Annotated in this window: 20 protein-coding genes and 1 riboswitch; of the genes, 18 read left to right on the top strand and 2 right to left on the bottom strand. The window is 39.1% G+C overall.

Annotated features, from left to right (window positions below):
- The first annotated feature begins 337 nt into the window (after positions 1 to 337).
- The 8 genes from T479_RS16395 to T479_RS16360 all read left to right on the top strand — a co-directional run bounded on the left by T479_RS16395 (position 338) and on the right by T479_RS16360 (position 9,635).
- Positions 338 to 2,029, top strand: coding sequence for an AMP-binding protein (locus T479_RS16395; protein WP_024363859.1), 1,692 nt, complete (start codon positions 338 to 340; stop codon positions 2,027 to 2,029).
- A gap of 236 nt (positions 2,030 to 2,265) precedes the next feature.
- On the top strand, positions 2,266 to 2,847 hold the full coding sequence (locus T479_RS16390) for a fatty acid metabolism transcriptional regulator FadR (RefSeq protein WP_024363860.1): 582 nt from the start codon (positions 2,266 to 2,268) through the stop codon (positions 2,845 to 2,847).
- Between the two features lie 14 nt (positions 2,848 to 2,861).
- On the top strand, positions 2,862 to 3,635 hold the full coding sequence (locus T479_RS16385; protein WP_024363861.1) for an enoyl-CoA hydratase: 774 nt from the start codon (positions 2,862 to 2,864) through the stop codon (positions 3,633 to 3,635).
- Between the two features lie 110 nt (positions 3,636 to 3,745).
- Complete coding sequence (locus T479_RS16380) at positions 3,746 to 4,519, top strand: electron transfer flavoprotein subunit beta/FixA family protein (RefSeq protein ID WP_024363862.1); 774 nt, start codon at positions 3,746 to 3,748, stop codon at positions 4,517 to 4,519.
- 51 nt (positions 4,520 to 4,570) lie between these two features.
- Complete coding sequence (locus T479_RS16375; protein WP_025220271.1) at positions 4,571 to 5,548, top strand: electron transfer flavoprotein subunit alpha/FixB family protein; 978 nt, start codon at positions 4,571 to 4,573, stop codon at positions 5,546 to 5,548.
- A 181-nt stretch (positions 5,549 to 5,729) separates the two neighbouring features.
- The gene (gene trxA / locus T479_RS16370; RefSeq protein WP_024363864.1) at positions 5,730 to 6,041 is read left to right on the top strand and encodes a thioredoxin; all 312 of its coding nucleotides are present in this window, start codon (positions 5,730 to 5,732) and stop codon (positions 6,039 to 6,041) included.
- 156 nt (positions 6,042 to 6,197) lie between these two features.
- Positions 6,198 to 7,988 (top strand): excinuclease ABC subunit UvrC, encoded by a 1,791-nt coding sequence (uvrC, locus tag T479_RS16365; RefSeq protein ID WP_025220270.1) that lies wholly within the window; start codon positions 6,198 to 6,200, stop codon positions 7,986 to 7,988.
- A gap of 136 nt (positions 7,989 to 8,124) precedes the next feature.
- Positions 8,125 to 8,302: riboswitch (Lysine riboswitch) on the top strand.
- 103 nt (positions 8,303 to 8,405) lie between these two features.
- Positions 8,406 to 9,635, top strand: coding sequence for an aspartate kinase (locus T479_RS16360; RefSeq protein ID WP_024363276.1), 1,230 nt, complete (start codon positions 8,406 to 8,408; stop codon positions 9,633 to 9,635).
- Between the two features lie 98 nt (positions 9,636 to 9,733).
- Here the strand turns inward: T479_RS16360 and T479_RS16355 are convergent, their stop codons facing one another.
- On the bottom strand, positions 9,734 to 10,168 hold the full coding sequence (locus T479_RS16355) for a YslB family protein (protein ID WP_024363275.1): 435 nt from the start codon (positions 10,166 to 10,168) through the stop codon (positions 9,734 to 9,736).
- A gap of 272 nt (positions 10,169 to 10,440) precedes the next feature.
- Here T479_RS16355 and T479_RS16350 point away from each other — a divergent pair, with 272 nt between their 5' ends.
- The 8 genes from T479_RS16350 (at position 10,441) to racE (ending at position 16,175) form a co-directional block, all read left to right on the top strand.
- Entirely contained in the window at positions 10,441 to 11,049 is a 609-nt protein-coding gene (locus T479_RS16350) for a succinate dehydrogenase cytochrome b558 subunit (RefSeq protein WP_024363274.1), read from the top strand.
- 67 nt (positions 11,050 to 11,116) lie between these two features.
- On the top strand, positions 11,117 to 12,871 hold the full coding sequence (sdhA, locus tag T479_RS16345) for a succinate dehydrogenase flavoprotein subunit (RefSeq protein ID WP_024363273.1): 1,755 nt from the start codon (positions 11,117 to 11,119) through the stop codon (positions 12,869 to 12,871).
- A gap of 5 nt (positions 12,872 to 12,876) precedes the next feature.
- On the top strand, positions 12,877 to 13,656 hold the full coding sequence (gene sdhB, locus T479_RS16340; RefSeq protein WP_025220269.1) for a succinate dehydrogenase iron-sulfur subunit: 780 nt from the start codon (positions 12,877 to 12,879) through the stop codon (positions 13,654 to 13,656).
- Positions 13,657 to 13,868: 212 nt separating this feature from the next.
- Positions 13,869 to 14,327, top strand: coding sequence for an acyl-CoA thioesterase (locus T479_RS16335; protein ID WP_024363271.1), 459 nt, complete (start codon positions 13,869 to 13,871; stop codon positions 14,325 to 14,327).
- Positions 14,328 to 14,398: 71 nt separating this feature from the next.
- Positions 14,399 to 14,581, top strand: a complete 183-nt coding sequence (locus tag T479_RS16330) for a hypothetical protein (protein WP_025220268.1) — start codon at positions 14,399 to 14,401, stop codon at positions 14,579 to 14,581.
- 37 nt (positions 14,582 to 14,618) lie between these two features.
- Positions 14,619 to 14,840, top strand: a complete 222-nt coding sequence (locus tag T479_RS16325; RefSeq protein WP_004226437.1) for a helix-turn-helix domain-containing protein — start codon at positions 14,619 to 14,621, stop codon at positions 14,838 to 14,840.
- A 74-nt stretch (positions 14,841 to 14,914) separates the two neighbouring features.
- Complete coding sequence (locus T479_RS16320; RefSeq protein ID WP_025220267.1) at positions 14,915 to 15,367, top strand: MarR family winged helix-turn-helix transcriptional regulator; 453 nt, start codon at positions 14,915 to 14,917, stop codon at positions 15,365 to 15,367.
- Positions 15,368 to 15,377: 10 nt separating this feature from the next.
- A complete protein-coding gene (gene racE, locus T479_RS16315; RefSeq protein ID WP_024363268.1) occupies positions 15,378 to 16,175 on the top strand; it encodes a glutamate racemase in 798 nt (265 codons plus the stop codon).
- 63 nt (positions 16,176 to 16,238) lie between these two features.
- Here racE and trhA read toward each other — a convergent pair whose 3' ends face one another.
- Positions 16,239 to 16,880, bottom strand: coding sequence for a PAQR family membrane homeostasis protein TrhA (gene trhA / locus T479_RS16310; RefSeq protein ID WP_025220266.1), 642 nt, complete (start codon positions 16,878 to 16,880; stop codon positions 16,239 to 16,241).
- Positions 16,881 to 17,055: 175 nt separating this feature from the next.
- Here trhA and rph point away from each other — a divergent pair, with 175 nt between their 5' ends.
- Both rph and T479_RS16300 read left to right on the top strand, forming a co-directional pair.
- Positions 17,056 to 17,805 (top strand): ribonuclease PH, encoded by a 750-nt coding sequence (gene rph, locus T479_RS16305; protein ID WP_024363266.1) that lies wholly within the window; start codon positions 17,056 to 17,058, stop codon positions 17,803 to 17,805.
- A 1-nt stretch (position 17,806) separates the two neighbouring features.
- The gene (locus T479_RS16300; RefSeq protein WP_024363265.1) at positions 17,807 to 18,400 is read left to right on the top strand and encodes an XTP/dITP diphosphatase; all 594 of its coding nucleotides are present in this window, start codon (positions 17,807 to 17,809) and stop codon (positions 18,398 to 18,400) included.
- The last annotated feature ends 1 nt before the right edge of the window (position 18,401 follow it).

Raw genomic sequence — 18,401 nt, 5'->3', positions numbered from 1 at the left:
GTAGGGTCTCCATGAAAAGTAGGTCAAATGCCACGAAAAGGGCAGGAATCGTCACGAAATCAGTAGCCATTGCACGCTGATGAAAATTGCCTTTTAAAAAATTTTTCTAATATAGAAATATAATGGCCATCAGTTGCATAAAAAACAAAACAATGAATGAGTATTCATAATGATATCAACGGAAAGAACATTAAGGAGTAGTAATATAAATGTTGTTAAATGCATAATAATTAATCGAAAATGCATTTATTTTCTATTTTGCGTTTGAAAGTACATTCCTTTTTCATTATAATTAAAATAAGAATTTACAAAGTTTGGGACAAAGGGGAGAGGACGTATGACAGCAAAACCATGGCTAGCAAATTATCCTGAAGAAGTACCACCGTCTTTAACGTTTGAGGAAATTCCTGTGCAAGAGTTTTTAACGCGTGCCTATAAAAAGAAGCCATCGAAAGTGGCAATTCATTTCATGGGTAAGGATTTGACGTACACCGAGTTATATGAATCTGCACTTAAGTTTGCAAACTACTTACAAGCACTTGGCGTGGAAAAAGGAGATCGTGTAGCGATTATGCTACCAAACACGCCACAAAGTGTAATCGCTTACTACGGGGCAATGTATGCCGGCGCAGTCGTAGTACAGACAAATCCACTTTACACTGAACGAGAATTGCAGTACCAAATGGCGGACTCTGGTGCGAAGGTAATTTTAGTAATGGATATTTTGTATCCACGTGTTATGAAAATCATGAAAGAAACAGACCTTGAAAATGTCATTGTAACAGCTATTAAAGATTACTTACCATTTCCGAAAAATTTAGTATATCCTTTTATTCAAAAAAAGCAGTACGGTTTTAGTGTGAAAGTGGAGCATAGCGGACAAAATCATTTATTTACAGAAATAATGAAGTCCTCACCTGTAAAAATGATCAATCTGCCATTTGATTTCGAAGAAGATTTAGCATTGCTTCAATATACAGGAGGGACGACAGGGTACCCGAAAGGCGTTATGTTAACGCATAAAAACTTAATTGCCAATACGACAATGTGCGATGCCTGGATGTATAAATGCGTACATGGCGAAGAAACAATTATGGGTATTCTTCCATTTTTCCATGTCTATGGTATGACAACGGTAATGCTACTATCTGTGTTTACCCAAAATAGAATGGTATTGTTGCCGAAGTTTGATGCTGAAACAGCTTTAAAAACAATTGATAAGCAAAAGCCAACATTGTTCCCTGGTGCACCGACATTATATATTGGTTTACTAAATCATCCAGATATTGCGAAGTATGATTTATCGTCTATTAAAGCATGTTTAAGTGGTTCCGCTTCACTGCCTGTAGAAGTACAGGAACAATTTGAGGCCGTAACAGGTGGGAAGCTTGTGGAAGGCTATGGGTTAACTGAAACCTCTCCCGTAACGCACGCAACACCCATTTGGGGTAACCGGGTTATCGGTTCAGTAGGTTTACCGTGGCCGAATACCGACTCTGTCATTTTACGTACGGGGGATACAGAACAACTTGCTGTCGGTGAAGTAGGTGAAATTGCTGTCAAAGGTCCACAGGTTATGAAGGGCTATTGGAATCGTCCAGAAGATACGGCTGCAACTTTTGCAGATGGCTGGTTTTTAACAGGAGACCTTGGCTATATGGATGAGAAAGGTTACTTCTATGTGGTGGACAGGAAAAAGGATTTAATTATTGCGGGTGGCTTTAATATTTATCCTCGTGAAGTCGAAGAAGTTTTGTATGAACGGGAAGAAATTCAAGAATGCGTTGTCGCAGGTATTCCTGATCCGTATCGAGGAGAAACAGTAAAAGCATATATTGTATTAAAAGAAGGATATTCGATTACTGAAGACGAATTAAATAAATACTGTCGTCAGCACTTGGCTGCTTTTAAAGTGCCACGCATTTATGAATTCCGAGATGAACTACCAAAAACAGCTGTTGGAAAAATTTTGCGTCGTTCCTTAGTGGATGAAGAAAAAACAAAATTAGCGAATAAAGAAGCAAAATAACTACGTGTGAAAGTATTGACAAGCGCGAGTGTAAAATATAATATGAAAATATGAATGAATAACCATTCATATTTTCATATTTTTTTGTTTCTATTGACCACGCCGTATTTAGCTAGGATGGACCGCTCAAATTTTTGTATCGGGAACTTCAGCACTTATTAGTACTGATTGGCAAATAAGCAAAGTGCCACAGATGGAAATGGGCGTGCGTATGTTTTTTAGGTGGTGATATAAAGATGAAACGAGATAAGCCAAAATATAAGCAAATTATCGATGCAGCTGTCTTCGTTATTGCAGAAAATGGGTATCACCAAGCGCAAGTATCGAAGATCGCAAAACAAGCTGGGGTGGCTGACGGAACGATCTATTTATATTTTAAAAATAAAGAAGATATATTAATTTCTGTCTTTAATGAAAAAATGGCTGTTTTTGTAGAGTCATTACAAGATATAATAGAAAATGGAAGCACGTCGAAAGACAAACTTTCACGCATGATTGAAAATCATTTTAATGTTCTAGCTACAGATCGATCATTAGCGACTGTGACTCAATTAGAACTTCGTCAATCAAATAAAGATTTACGTCAAAAGATCAATGCAGTATTAAGAGATTACTTGCAATTGCTTGATCAGATTCTAATTGAAGGTATGGTTACTGGTGAGTTCAATCAAACGATGGATGTACGTTTGGCACGGCAAATGGTATTTGGCACAATTGACGAAACGATTACATCGTGGGTGATGAATGACTATCGATATGATTTGATAGAACAGGTTCCGAAAGTTCAGGCATTAATCCTGAACGGCATTAAAGCTTAAAAGGATGTGGAGAAATGGAATTTCTAAGTTGGAAAGTAGAAGATGGAGTAGCAATTATTACGATTGCACGTCCTCCAGCAAACGCATTATCTCGTGGAATCATTGCAGAAGTAGATGCTGTGCTAGATGCTGTAGAAAACGATGACGCTGTACGTGTCCTTGTGCTTCATGGTGAAGGCCGTTTCTTCTCAGCGGGTGCAGACATTAAGGAATTTACTGAAGTAGAGTCTGGAGATGAATTTACGAAGCTTGCAGGCAATGGGCAACAAGTATTTGAACGTGTTGAAACGTTCTCTAAACCTGTTATTGCAGCAATCCACGGTGCGGCACTTGGCGGTGGTCTAGAACTAGCAATGAGTTGCCATATGCGCTTTGTAACAGAATCTGCGAAATTAGGGTTGCCTGAATTACAACTAGGTCTTATTCCAGGCTTTGGTGGCACACAACGTTTACCGCGTTATGTGGGGGTAGCAAAAGCAGCGGAAATGATGTTTACAAGCGAACCTATTTCAGGGGCAGAAGCTGTGCAGTGGGGCTTAGCGAACCGTGCATTTACCGATGAATCATTACTTGAGGAAACACTAAAGGTTGCTAAAAAAATTGCTAAAAAGAGCCCAATCGCTTTGAAAGAAGCAATTCAAGCATTGCAATATGCGAAGCCGGCTTCATTCTATGAAGGTATGGAGGCAGAAGCTAAATCCTTTGGTACGGTTTTTGTATCAGCAGATGCTAAAGAAGGTATTCAAGCATTTATCGAAAAACGCGAGCCTGTGTTTACTGGCAAATAGTTTTCCATCAGTGTAGGTAACGACTGAAAGGGGAGTTTATCTACGTTGAAAATATATAATATTTACAAGTTTACTTGGAAATCAAAAAACGTTGCAGGGGGTATGAATATATGAATATTTTTGCATTAATTAAACGTACGTTTGATACAGAAGAAAAAATCGTTGTGTCAGGTGGTAAAATCCAAGAGGATGGCGCTGAATTCATTATTAATCCTTATGATGAATATGCAATTGAGGAAGCAATCCAAGTTCGTGACGCAGCTGGTGGTAAAGTAACAGTTGTGACAATTGGTGGCGAAGATGCGGAGAAACAATTACGTACAGCGTTAGCAATGGGTGCTGACGAAGCGGTTCTTATTAATACAGAAGATGATCTAGATGAATTAGATCAAAATGCAGCTGCTTACATTTTAGCTGAGTACTTAAAAGATAAAGAGGCGGACTTAATCTTAACAGGCAATGTGGCAATTGACGGCGGTTCTGGTCAAGTAGGTCCACGCGTTGCTGATTTATTGGGCATTAACTATGTAACAACAATTACAAATCTTGAAATCGATGGCACATCTGCAAAAATCGTGCGCGATATCGAAGGGGATTCAGAAGTAATTGAAACATCTTTACCACTTTTAGTAACTGCTCAACAAGGTTTAAATGAGCCGCGTTACCCATCATTACCAGGCATCATGAAAGCGAAGAAGAAACCGCTTGCAGAGCTTGAATTAGATGATTTAGATATCGATGAAGATGATGTTGAAGTAAAAGTAGAAACGGTGGATATTTACTTGCCAGCTCAAAAAGCAGCAGGTCGTATTTTAGAAGGCGAACTTTCTGCTCAAGCAAAAGAGCTAGTCAACTTACTTCATTCAGAAGCGAAAGTAGTTTAAGTCATTTGTTAACGCAAATCGAATCTTAAAGGGTAACGGAGGGAATATACTATGTCAAAAAAAGTATTAGTATTAGGTGAAGTTCGTGAAGGAAGCTTACGTAATGTATCTTTCGAGGCAATTGCAGCAGCAAAACAAATCGCTGATGGCGGCGAAGTTGTAGGGGTACTTTTAGGAGATGCGGTTGCAGGGTTAGCAAGTGCATTATTCGAGCATGGGGCAGATCGTGTTGTGACAGTGGAGCATCCGCATTTAAAACAATATACATCAGATGGCTATGGACAAGCTTTATTAGCTGTTATCGAGCAAGAAAATCCAACAGGCATCGTATTTGGTCATACAGCTAATGGTAAAGATTTATCGCCTAAAATTGCGAGTAAATTACAAGCAGGACTTGTTTCTGACGTCACTTCTATTGAAGGTGCCGGTGACGATGCAGTATTCATCCGTCCAATTTATTCGGGTAAGGCTTTTGAAAAGGTAAAAGTAAAAGATGGCGTAGTGTTAGTTTCAATCCGTCCAAATAATATTGCACCTTTAGAAAAAGCACCAGGTAAAACAGGTGATGTATCATCTATTACAGTTGATATTACAAATTTACGTTCAATCATTAAAGAGGTCGTACGTAAATCTTCAGAAGGCGTAGATCTTTCAGAAGCTAAAGTGGTAGTAGCAGGTGGTCGAGGTGTTAAATCAGAGGAAGGCTTCGAACCGCTAAAAGAATTAGCAGATTTACTTGGTGGTGCAGTTGGTGCATCTCGTGGAGCATGCGATGCTGAGTATTGTGATTATTCATTACAAATCGGTCAAACAGGTAAGGTTGTGACACCAGACCTTTACATCGCAGCAGGTATTTCTGGGGCTATCCAACATTTAGCGGGTATGTCAAACTCAAAAGTCATTGTAGCGATTAATAAAGATCCTGAGGCAAATATCTTTAAAGTAGCAGACTACGGTATCGTAGGCGATTTATTCGAAGTGATTCCATTGCTAATTGAAGAATTTAAAGCGTTAAAAGTGAACGCATAAGCTAGGGGTCTTCCCTAGCTTTTTTAATGCTTGAGAGAAGAAAAAATGGGGAATAGTAAAATAGGGGAACAGGATGCCGATTGTACGTAAAGCCTAAATTAGACATTGCAGGCAGATTGTTCGCTCAACATAAATTAACCATGCTATACTACAAACATAGTAAGTTTAAGGAGGATTTCAAATGGCAATTGTACATGCAACAGATGCGACGTTCCAAGATGATATTAAAGAAGGCTTAGTATTAGTCGACTTTTGGGCTGCTTGGTGTGGACCATGTAAAATGATTGGACCAGTTCTTGAAGAAATGGATGCTGCGGGTAGTGCTGCTAAAATCGTCAAAGTTGACGTAGATAACAACCAAGGTACTGCTGCACAATACCAAATCATGTCTATTCCTTCACTGCTTTTATTCAAAAATGGTGAATTAGTAGACAAAACTGTTGGTTTCCAACCAAAAGAAGCATTAGAAGCTTTCATCGCAAAACATGCTTAATTTGTAAAAAAGAGCTGAGCCATCTTTAGATGTGCTCAGCTTTTTTTCGTTATATAATAAAAGAGAAGCAACCGTTAAATGGTGATATTTGATATCCGTTTAGGCATCGCAAATGGCACTTTTATTTAGCATCAAAAAAAGGGGGGCAGGTAGGCGATGAATGATTTAATTAAACGAAAGCTTGATATTTTACCAGATCAGCCTGGCTGCTATTTGATGAAAGATCGACAAGGGACAATTATTTATGTAGGTAAGGCAAAGGTGCTAAAAAATCGAGTGCGCTCCTATTTTACAGGAACACACGAAGGCAAAACACAACGCCTTGTTGGCGAAATTGAAGATTTTGAGTATATTGTGACTTCATCTAATTTGGAGGCACTTATTTTAGAGTTGAACCTTATAAAGCTACACGATCCTAAATACAATATCATGCTTACGGATGATAAAACATATCCGTATTTAAAAATTACGAACGAGAAACATCCACGACTTATTACAACACGTAAAGTAAAAAAAGATAAGGCAAAATATTTTGGTCCTTATCCAAATGCGTATGCAGCAAGTGAGACGAAAAAGCTGCTGGATAGACTTTATCCGCTGCGAAAATGTGTGCAATTACCAACCAAGGTTTGCTTGTACTATCATATGGGACAGTGCTTAGCTCCATGTGTAAAGGATATTGATGCTCACATCTATCACGATATGATTGAAGATATGACGAAGTTCTTAAATGGCGGCGTTGAGGCAGTAAAAAAAGAACTTGAGGACAAGATGCTAGTCGCGGCAGAGCAACTAGAATTCGAGCGAGCAAAGGAGTTCCGCGATCAAATTGCACATATTGAGACGGTTATGCAAAAACAAAAAATCGTGTCTAGTGATACGACCAATCGCGATGTCTTTGGTTATGCGGTTGAAAAAGGTTGGATGTGTGTGCAAGTGTTTTTCGTTCGTCAAGGCAAGTTAATTGAACGGGATGTCTCCATTTTCCCAATTTATCAGGACGTGGAGGAAGAATTTTTAACGTTTGTCGGACGCTTTTATGAAAAGCTAGAGCATATTAAACCGAAAGAAATTTTCATTCCACAGGCTATTGATGCAGCAATTTTAACCGAATTATTAGAGGTTAAAGTACTGACACCGAAGCGAGGGCAAAAGAAAGAGCTAGTTGATTTGGCTATGAAAAATGCGGAAATTGCTGTGGCTGCTAAATTCCAATTGATTGAGCGACAAGAAGAACGTACAATTGGCGCATGCGAGGCACTAGGCGAAGCAATGGGCATTTCAGCACCATTGCGCATTGAAGCATTCGATAATAGCCATATGCATGGTACGGATGCGGTATCAGCAATGGTTGTTTTTATTGATGGTAAACCGGCAAAGAAAGAATATCGTAAATACAAAACACGAACAGCCGCAAAACATGACGATTACGGGGCAATGCAGGAAGTGATCCGCCGCCGTTACACGAGGGTATTAAAAGAAGGCTTACCATTGCCCGATTTAGTGCTAATAGATGGCGGTAAAGGACAGATGGAAGTGGCACGAGAAGTGTTGGAAGATGAACTTGGTCTTGTTATTCCAATCGCTAGTTTAGCAAAAGATGATAAGCATAATACATCTCAGCTCTTGTTCGGTGATCCGCCTGATGTTATCGCATTAAAACGAACGAGTGATGGCTTTTATTTACTTCAACGTATTCAGGATGAAGTGCACCGTTTTGCTATTACATTCCTACGGCAACAACATGAAAAAAATGCGATTCAATCTGTACTCGATGGCATTGAAGGTGTTGGACCGAAACGAAAGCAACAGCTATTGAAGCATTTTGGCTCAGTTAAAAAGATTCGTGAGGCGAGTGAGCTTGCCCTTCAAGAAGCAGGAATGCCTGCAAACTTAGCGAACATTATTTACACTTATTTTCAGCAGCAGACGTTGTCAAAGGATTAGACATATGCTAATGTTGGAATAGAACATAGCAATGGTAATACCATTATGTTCTAACAATCCTTGTATGAACGATTGTGCAATAAAGCATAATAACGAAGTATTTTCATAAAAGGTAAAATTACATTTCACTATTTTAAGTGATGATAGAGGTGCAAGGTTCAATAGTAGCACATCGAAGGATGGACAAATCCAGTGATGATGTGTGAAAGGGGAGCTTGCCGAAGTGAAGTATCGTTGTTCCGATACTTTGCTGGTTTTGCATTTAACAGATGTAGGACTGTCGAATCTTGACGTTTCGGAGAGCTATCACACATGCGCAAGCTATTTTATTGTACATGTTGCAGGCAGCTTTCACGTTATGTGATGGCTGCCTTTTTGCTGTTCTAGAAACGAATCTAAAAAAGGAGAATGATGAAAATGGCAAGTATTGTATTGAAATTTGGTGGACCTGCAATCGCCTCAACAGAGCGGATTCAGGAGGTCGCTAAAATTGCAATGGCAAAAAAAGAGCGTGGCTATGATGTAGTAGTAGTGACAGCAGCGATGGGCCGTACAGCTAAAGACTTAACGAAAATGGTACGTGCATTATCAGATGATGCCTCTAAGCGTGAGATGGATGTACTGTTATCGACGAGCTCGCAACTATCAAGTGCACTATTTGCGATTGCTTTGCAAGAGGCCGGTTATGATGCAGTGTCATTAACTGGCTGGCAAGCTGGTGTGCAGACAGATGCAAAACATTTTAATGCACGTATTGATCAAATCGATGTTCGTCGCATGCAAGAGCATATGACACAAGGACAAATTGTTGTTATTGCTGGGGAACAAGGGATGAATACTGCCAACAATATTACAACACTTGGAAAGGGTGGAGCAGAAACGACAGCAGTAGCCATTGCAGCAGCATTAGATGCAGAGCGTGTTGAGATTTATACAAATGTCGATGGTGTCTATACAGCTGATCCAAGTCATATTGAAAAAGCGAGAAAGTTACAGGCGATTTCCTATGATGAAATGTTGGAACTTTCGCATTTAGGATCACATATTCTACATCCACGTGCAGTGGAGTTAGCAAAAAAATTTCAAATCCCGGTGATTATTCGTTCAAGTGTAGTGGATACAGTAGGTACTTTATTGAAGGAGGAAGTTGAAATGGAGAAAAATTTAATTGTACGTGGTGTTGCTTTCGAAGCAGATATTATTCGTTTAACAATTGGCTATGATACATATTCAACTGCATCGTTAGCAGATATGTTTGCGATACTGGCAGAAAACCGCATTAATGTTGATATTATTGTTCAAGCTATTATTGAAGGTGTGAAACCATCTGTATCCTTTACCATTTTAAAAGAGGAATTTGCTGAAGCTTTACGAGTGTTAGAAAATAGTAAATTGTCACTTGGTTTTAGCTTTGCCGATTTTGAAATCGGCTTAGCGAAAGTGTCGATTATTGGATCTGGGATGGCATCGAATCCTGGAGTAGCTGCCAGAATGTTTGATCGCTTACGTCGAGAGGATATTCCAGTAAAAATGGTGAGTACGTCGGAAATTAAAGTCTCTGTTGTTGTGCCGCAAGACGAAATGATTCGAGCTGCTAATGCATTACATGAGGAGTTTAATTTAGAAGAAGAAATTCACAAACAGTAACTGCTATATAAAAATGATAAAAGGCATCAAGAGTAACATCTTGTTGCCTTTTGTCCCCACGTATAAGGTTTGTTCTAACAAAAGAATCCTTTAGACGTTTATTCATTTGTTATTGTATTCATAATACGTTCTTTAACATCCCATTTGACTGTAAACGTGACAAGCTGTTGTTTTTCACGCTTCTCATCATAACATTCAGTCAAGTAACCTTTTACTTGCTGAATTTGTTCAGCAATAAAGCCTGCTTCAAGTCTAAAGCTACGATTTTGAATTTGTAAAAGGGTTGGTTCATTCATTAAATGGAAAATGCGCCCATCTTTAGACTCCTTTGTCAATACTAGAGTACCCCAGCACGCATCTGCGAAAAATGCGATAAGTTCATCTTGACTTTTGCAAGGAAACTTCCGCGCAAGCTCCTTGCCAGCCCAATATAGTACGTCATCCTCATGTTTACCAAGTATTGAAGATAGGACATGATCACGAATTAACTCATATCCAAATGATGAGATAGTATTAGATGGATTATTTAACATAGAAATCCTTCTTTCTTAGAATTTTCTTATAATTTAGCACCGATAAAGTAATGATAGATTTTTCGAGAAGAAACGACACGTTATGTACTAGAATACTTCTTTAATAAGGTCTAGCAAAAACTCTATGTTACCTTGACGCTCGTAGCTCTTGAGAGTACAATAAACATGTCATAATATTGTACCATGATGAAATACACAGTCAATGGAGTATCATTTACAAAATGATGACTTCTTTTGTTGTGCTATTTTAAGTACTAAGGGGGGTAACAGTCTTGTCGAAAGATCGAGAGTTTTTATGGCGTCGCTTACATTCTCTACTTGGGATCATTCCAGTAGGTCTGTTTTTAACGATGCACCTATTCATTAACTTTACAGCAACAGGCGGAGCAGAAAGTTACAATGATGCTACCGCAGTAATGGAAAAAATTCCATTTCTTATCCTAGTTGAGTGGATTGTCATCTACATTCCATTAATGTTCCACGCATTTTATGGTGTGTTCATTGCATTCACAGCTACACCAAATACAGGGCGTTTCAGCACATACCGTAACTGGATGTTCTCATTACAACGCTTCACAGGTGTATTTTTAGTAATTTTCATTGCATGGCATATTTTCCAAACTCGTATTCAAAAAGCGCTTGGTACACACGTTGATTACGACATGATGGCAAATATCGTTGCAAATCCATTTATGCTTGGATTCTACATTGTTGGTATTTTATCAGCAACTTTCCACTTAACAAATGGTTTGTGGTCATTCTTAGTAAGCTGGGGTATTACACAATCACCACAGTCTCAAAAGATTGCTACTTATGTAACAAACGTTCTTTTCGTAATTCTAAGTGTAGTTGGTGTGGCTGCTATTTTAGCTTTCGTATAATTCAATAGAAGCTACTATAAGAGTACATGCAATCATTGCAATTTTTTAAGAGGAGTGAGAAATAATCATGGCGAAAAGCAAAATAATTGTTGTCGGCGGCGGTTTAGCTGGTCTGATGGCAACGATTAAAGCAGCTGAAGTTGGTACTGAAGTTGATTTATTCTCATTAGTTCCTGTAAAACGCTCACACTCTGTATGTGCGCAAGGCGGAATTAATGGTGCCGTAAATACAAAAGGTGAAGGGGATTCTCCTTGGATTCACTTTGATGATACAGTATATGGTGGGGATTTCTTAGCGAACCAACCACCAGTTAAAGGTATGTGTGATGCTGCCCCTGGTATTATTCACTTAATGGACCGTATGGGTGTAATGTTCAACCGTACACCAGAAGGTTTACTTGATTTCCGCCGTTTCGGTGGTACGTTAATGCACCGTACAGCATTCTCAGGTGCTACAACTGGTCAGCAATTACTATACGCGTTGGACGAGCAAGTTCGTTCTCACGAAGTAGCTGGTTTAGTTAACAAATATGAACACTGGGAATTCCTTGGTGTTGTTATCGATGATGACGGCGTTTGCCGCGGTATCGTCGCACAAAATATGCGTACAGAAGAAATTCAATCATTCCGTGCAGACGCTGTTATTATGGCGACTGGTGGCCCTGGTATTATCTTCGGTAAAACAACAAACTCTGTTATTAACACAGGTTCTGCTGCTTCTATCGTATACCAACAAGGTGCTTCATACGCGAATGGTGAGTTCATTCAAATCCACCCAACAGCGATTCCTGGGGACGACAAAAACCGTCTAATGTCAGAATCTGCTCGTGGTGAAGGTGGCCGTATTTGGACATATAAAGACGGTAAACCTTGGTACTTCTTAGAAGAAAAATACCCTGCATATGGTAACTTAGTACCACGTGATATCGCAACACGTGAAATTTTCGACGTTTGTGTAAACCAAAAACTTGGTATCAACGGCGAAAACATGGTGTACCTAGATCTTTCTCATAAAGATCCACATGAATTAGATGTAAAACTTGGTGGTATCATTGAAATCTACGAAAAATTCGTAGGTGATGACCCACGTAAATTACCAATGAAAATTTTCCCTGCAGTTCACTACTCAATGGGTGGATTATGGGTTGACTACAACCAAATGACTGAAATTCCTGGTCTATTCGCAGCGGGTGAATGCGATTACTCTCAACATGGTGCAAACCGTCTTGGTGCTAACTCATTATTATCTGCAATTTATGGCGGTATGGTTGCTGGTCCAAATGCAGTAGATTACGTTAAACATCTTAAAAAGCATGCTGAAGATTTATCGCAAGATATTTATGATGCACGTGTTAAAGAAGAGCAAGCGAAATGGGATGCTATCATGAAAATGGACGGCACAGAAAACGCTTACCTTCTTCACAAAGAGCTTGGTGAGTTAATGACGGCTACAATGACAGTTGTACGCTATAACGACCAACTTGAAGAAACATATAAAAAACTTGGTGAATTCCAAAAACGTTGGGAAAACATTAACATCAACGATACACAAAAATGGAGTAACCAAGGTGCTCACTTTACACGTCAGCTGAAAAACATGCTTTACCTAGCGAAAGTAATGACAAAAGGTGCTTTACTTCGTAATGAATCTCGTGGTGCGCACTATAAACCAGACTTCCCGCAACGTGATGATGAAAACTTCTTAAAAACAACGATGGCGAAATTCGACCCAGCTACGGGCGAGCCAGTTATCACATACCAAGAAGTAGACGTTTCATTAATCCCACCACGTAAACGTGACTACTCTGCGAAAGGAGACTAAGAATTATGGAAATCGCAGCTAATACTGGAAGAATGGTAAAAGTTGAAATTTTACGTCAAGATACACAAGGTGGCCAAGGCTACTGGCAGAAATTCGAAGTTCCTTACCGTCATGGTATGAACGTTATTTCTGTGTTAATGGAGATTCAAAAAAATCCAGTGACTGAAAACGGTGAAAAAACTACACCAGTTTCATGGGATATGAACTGTCTTGAAGAAGTTTGTGGCGCATGTTCAATGGTAATCAATGGTCGTCCACGTCAATCATGTTCAACACTGATTGATCAATTGACTGAACCAGTTCGCCTTGAACCAATGAAAACTTTCCCGGTTGTACGTGACTTACAAGTTGACCGTGATCGTATGTTCAACGCACTGAAAAAAGTGAAAGCATGGGTACCAATCGATGGTACTTATGATTTAGGTGAAGGTCCACGTATGCCAGAAGGTAAACGTCAATGGGCTTATGAATTATCTAAATGTATGACTTGTGGTGTATGTATGGAAGCATGTCCAAACGTGTCTGAAAAAGCTTCATTCATTGGACCAGCACCATTATCACAAGTACGTCTATTTAACACTCACCCAACAGGTGCAATGATTAAAGACGAACGTTTAAATGCAATTATGGGTGACGGCGGTCTTGCTAACTGTGGTAACTCTCAAAACTGTGTAGCTGCTTGTCCTAAAGGTATTCCTTTAACAACATCTATCGCATCTTTAAACCGTGCAACAACAGTGCAAATGTTCCGTAACTTCTTCGGTTCTGACCATTACGTTGACTAATTGTACAATGCTACTCCCTTACACAATAGTGTAAGGGAGTTTTTTTATAGACTGTTAGATAGAAGATGAGTGAAATCGTGAATAAAACACTAAAATTTATGATTTTTCTATCATAATTGCCTCTCTTCCTTTATAATGAATTTGTATTCATTTTTTAACGATGGTAATACGAATAGATTAACAGTAGGCAATCACACAAAGGGGTTGGGGATATGAAAGCAAATTATATTGAAGACTTTGAGAAATGGGCAGAGGATTTTTCATTTTATATTGAGGTACGTGTGCGTTTTTCGGAAACGGATATGTATGGGCATATGAATAATACCGTTAGCTTTACATATTTTGAACAGGCTAGAATCGATTATTTTAATCATTTAGGCATATTAATGCCTTCTGCATTGGACGACAAGGTAAAGGGGATTCCGATTGTAGCAGATTTACAATGTGATTATCGAAAGCAAGTTTTCTTTAATGATGTACTTCGTATATATACAAAAGTAGCGAAATTAGGTAACTCATCAATGGATATCCATTACTTAGCGAAAAATCAAAAGGATGAAGTATGCTTTACAGGTCGTGGTACAGTAGTACAAATGGATCCACGAACAGGTAAAAGCGTGCCGATATCACAAGAAGAAAAGGCGCAATTAGCACAGTTAGCGATTATGTAATTTGCTATTCATTGAGTGCTTCATCCTTTTAAGTGAGGCAGAATGGCATATAGGCATGGATGGAGGTCGGCGTGGAATTTCTTGTGGCAGGTAACGCAGATTTTCCCGAGCATGCTCGAAAAAAGAAGCTAGGGCGTCAAGAATTCCATTTTTTATGTCATTTGTCGCGCGAAAAAGAAGAACTTCCGAAATTTTTGTGGAAACTCGGTGTATTCATGAAAATAGCCGTCACCGCTCAACACTCCTTAACATAAGTTACAATACGTGCGGGGGAGGAGGGTGTGACTGAAAATGAATGGCTCTCATCATCGTTCTCTTTTAACAAACCGAGAACGTGAAATATTTGCGCTTTTATTAGCTGAAAAAACAACGAGGGATATTGCAGAGCAGCTTGGTATTAGTGAAAAAACAGTGCGAAATCACATTTCCAATACAATTCAAAAGCTAGGTGTAACAAATCGATCTCAAGCGTTAATTGAGCTGTTACGCTTAGAAGAATTCAAATTAGACTAATGGACACTTGCTATTTCGTGAAAAAAACGACAAAATAGAACTATTCAACGCATGTTTAGGAGTGGAATAGTTATATGTCGGATGAAGTAACAAAGCACTCACCTGAAACCGTTGCAACGGTTGAAAAGGAACTACGCTATATTGCGGCCATTGTGAAGCAAAAAGGAAGAGAAATTGTTTCACAATATACAATTACGCCGCCACAATTTGTTGCATTACAGTGGTTAGAAGAGCTCGGTGATATTACAATTGGCGATTTATCAAACCGTTTATACTTAGCTTTTAGTACGACAACAGATTTAGTGGATCGTATGGAGAAAAATGAATTAGTCAAGCGAGTGCGTGATGAAAATGATCGCCGGGTCGTTGTCGTTCATCTTCTCGAAAAAGGCGAACGAATTATTCAAGAGGTTATTGAAAAAAGACAGCAATATTTGCAAGAAATGCTTGTAGGATTTACCGAACAAGAAGTCGCGCAATTATCGAGCTATTTACAAAAACTACATGTACACATGAAACAGGATTGAGGCGGAAAGTATGAATGCCCCGATAGGCGTTATTGATTCAGGAGTAGGCGGTCTAACCGTAGCAAAGGAAATAATAAAACGATTGCCAAACGAAACGATTTATTATATCGGTGATACAGCAAGGTGTCCGTATGGTCCACGAACTCGACAGGAAGTACGGAATTTTACTTGGCAAATGGCCAAAGCACTCGAAAAAATGAATATTAAGATGCTCGTCATAGCTTGTAATACAGCGACTGCAGTAGCACTCGAAAGTTTACAACGTAATATGCCTTTTCCGGTACTAGGCGTTATTAATGCTGGCGCACGTGCAGCTGTAAAGAAAACGAAGCGACATGAAGTCGTTGTGCTTGCAACAGAAGGTACAATTAAAAGTGGGGCGTATGAAGAAGCCTTATTGTCTTTGAATACGTCTACCCACATTATTCCATTGGCTTGTCCAACGTTCGTACCACTAGTTGAAAGTGGCGAATATAAAGGACAATTTGCAAATAATTTAATTGCAGAAGGCTTAAAACCGTTAAAAAACGAACAATTTGATACGGTCATTTTAGGATGTACGCATTACCCGATTTTGCAAAAACAAATTGAAGCTGTCGTCGGAGAAGATGTTTTCGTGCTATCTTCTGCGGAAGAAACAGCAAAGGATGTCGAGGAAATGCTTGCGTATAATGGTACTTTAGCAGATACAAATGCTAAGCCCGCACATAAATTTTATGCAACGGGTTCTGTGCCAATTTTCCGTTCCATTGCAGAAAATTGGTTAGAACAAGGTACGCTTGACATACACCGTATTACATTAAAATAAAATCAGCTTAGCTTACGAGCTAGGCTGATTTTTTTAGTCGTCATTATATTGAAATAGACAATTTTACATAAACAAATAAATCGCAACGAACATCGCTGCACTTCCTGCCATCACAAAGACATGCCATATTGCGTGGTTGTACTTTATTTTTCTGTTTTTGTAAAAAAATGTGCCAGCAGTATAAAAAATACCGCCGAGTAAAAGTGTCATAAACCCGTTGAATGAGATATAAGCGACCAATGGTTTATAGGCAAAGACAATCAGCCAACCCATGCCAATGTACACAATCAACGAGATTTTTTTGAAACGATGGACGAAAAATTGTTTTAAGACGATGCCGATAAAGGCAAGAACCCATTCGATGATAAATATGCTCATTCCTAATTTTCCACCTACGGCAATAAGCGCTACAGGTGTATATGTTCCTGCAATTAATAAGAAGATGGAGCTATGATCTAATTTTTTCAAAAGCACTTTATGTGTGGGCAGTGCATGATATAAGGTCGATGCTATGTATAAACAAAACATCGAAAAACCAAAAATAATGTAACTAATAAGCTCGGTGCTTGTACCGGTTGTTAGAGCTTTATGCACTAATAGAAGGGTAGCAGGAACTGTTAAAAATGCACCGATTCCATGTGTTAGCGCATTCCAAAATTCTTCCTTTATGGTATAACTACTATGCTCAATTGTTGATTGAGACATGACCATCACCTCTTTCTTTATTATATTACTATAACAGCTTAAGGTTTTTCATTGTAGATGAAAATGTAATGCAATTGATATGATAAATATCATATATTGCATGTAGTAAATCGTCGCATCAGTGGAAAATATGATAAAATAAGGGCGCGAAAGATTTTAGGAGGCACGATGAATGATGACAAGATTTGATGGTAGAGATGCAGATGCATTGCGTCCTGTGAAAATGGATAGCGAGTATTTATTGCATCCAGAAGGCTCAGTATTAATCCAAGTTGGAAATACGAAAGTAATTTGTACAGCAACGGTTGAAGATAAAGTACCAGGTTTTTTACGCGGACAGGGCAAAGGTTGGATTACAGCTGAGTATTCAATGTTACCTCGTGCCACAGCACAACGAACACCACGTGAATCGTCACGCGGGAAAGTGAACGGACGTACAATGGAAATTCAACGTCTGATTGGTCGCGCATTACGTGCTATCGTCGATTTAGAAGCGTTGGGAGAACGTACAGTATGGATTGACTGTGATGTGATTCAAGCAGACGGCGGAACACGAACTGCTTCGATTACAGGGGCATTTGTCGCAATGACACAGGCAATTGCCAAGCTTGCTGAAGAAAAACAACTAGAAAAATTCCCTGTTACTGATTTTTTAGCGGCTACAAGTGTTGGCATTGTTGAAGAGCAAGGTGCCGTTTTAGACTTAAATTATGTAGAAGATGTAGATGCAGCGGTAGATATGAATATCGTCATGACAGGAGCAGGCCGTTTTGTAGAATTACAAGGGACTGGTGAAGAAGCGACCTTTTCACGTGAGGAATTAAATAACTTGCTTGCATTAGGCGAAAAGGGCATTCGTGAGCTTATTGAACTACAAAAACAAGCGCTTGGAGAAATAGCTCATAAAGTAGGAGGAAACTGCTAATATGAAACAAGTTGTAATTGCTACAAAAAACAAAGGCAAAGCAAAAGATTTCGAAGCATTGTTTGGGCCGCTCGGTTATGAAGTGGTGACGATGTTTGATGTCGCACCGGACATGGAAATTGAAGAAACAGGCACAACATTTGAAGAAAATGCCGTGTTAAAAGCAGAGGCTTTAGCAAAAGAGCTTGCAACGATTGTTATTGCGGATGATAGTGGTTTAGCTGTAGATGCGCTTAATGGGGAGCCAGGTGTTTATTCGGCACGCTATGCTGGTGATCATGATGATGAGGCAAATATGGTAAAACTATTGCAAAATTTACAAGGTATAGAAGATAACAAGCGCACAGCTCGCTTTTGCTGCTGTATTGCTATTGCGGGACCTGATTTTGAAACAACAACAGTGTTCGGCACGTGCGAAGGTGTCATTGCACATGAAAAACGTGGAACTAATGGCTTTGGCTATGACCCTGTCTTTTTTGTTCCAAGTTTAAATCGTATGATGGCTGAATTAACACCAGAAGAAAAAGGGGCTATTTCTCACCGAGGAAATGCCATTCGCAAGTTAAAGGAACAATTGCCAAACCTTATTAAGTAAG

Source organism: Lysinibacillus sphaericus, from assembly GCF_000600105.1.
Classification (GTDB): Bacteria; Bacillota; Bacilli; order Bacillales_A; family Planococcaceae; genus Lysinibacillus; species Lysinibacillus sphaericus.
Note: the sequence above shows the minus strand (reverse complement) of the source record. Positions and strands in the feature narration are given on the sequence as shown.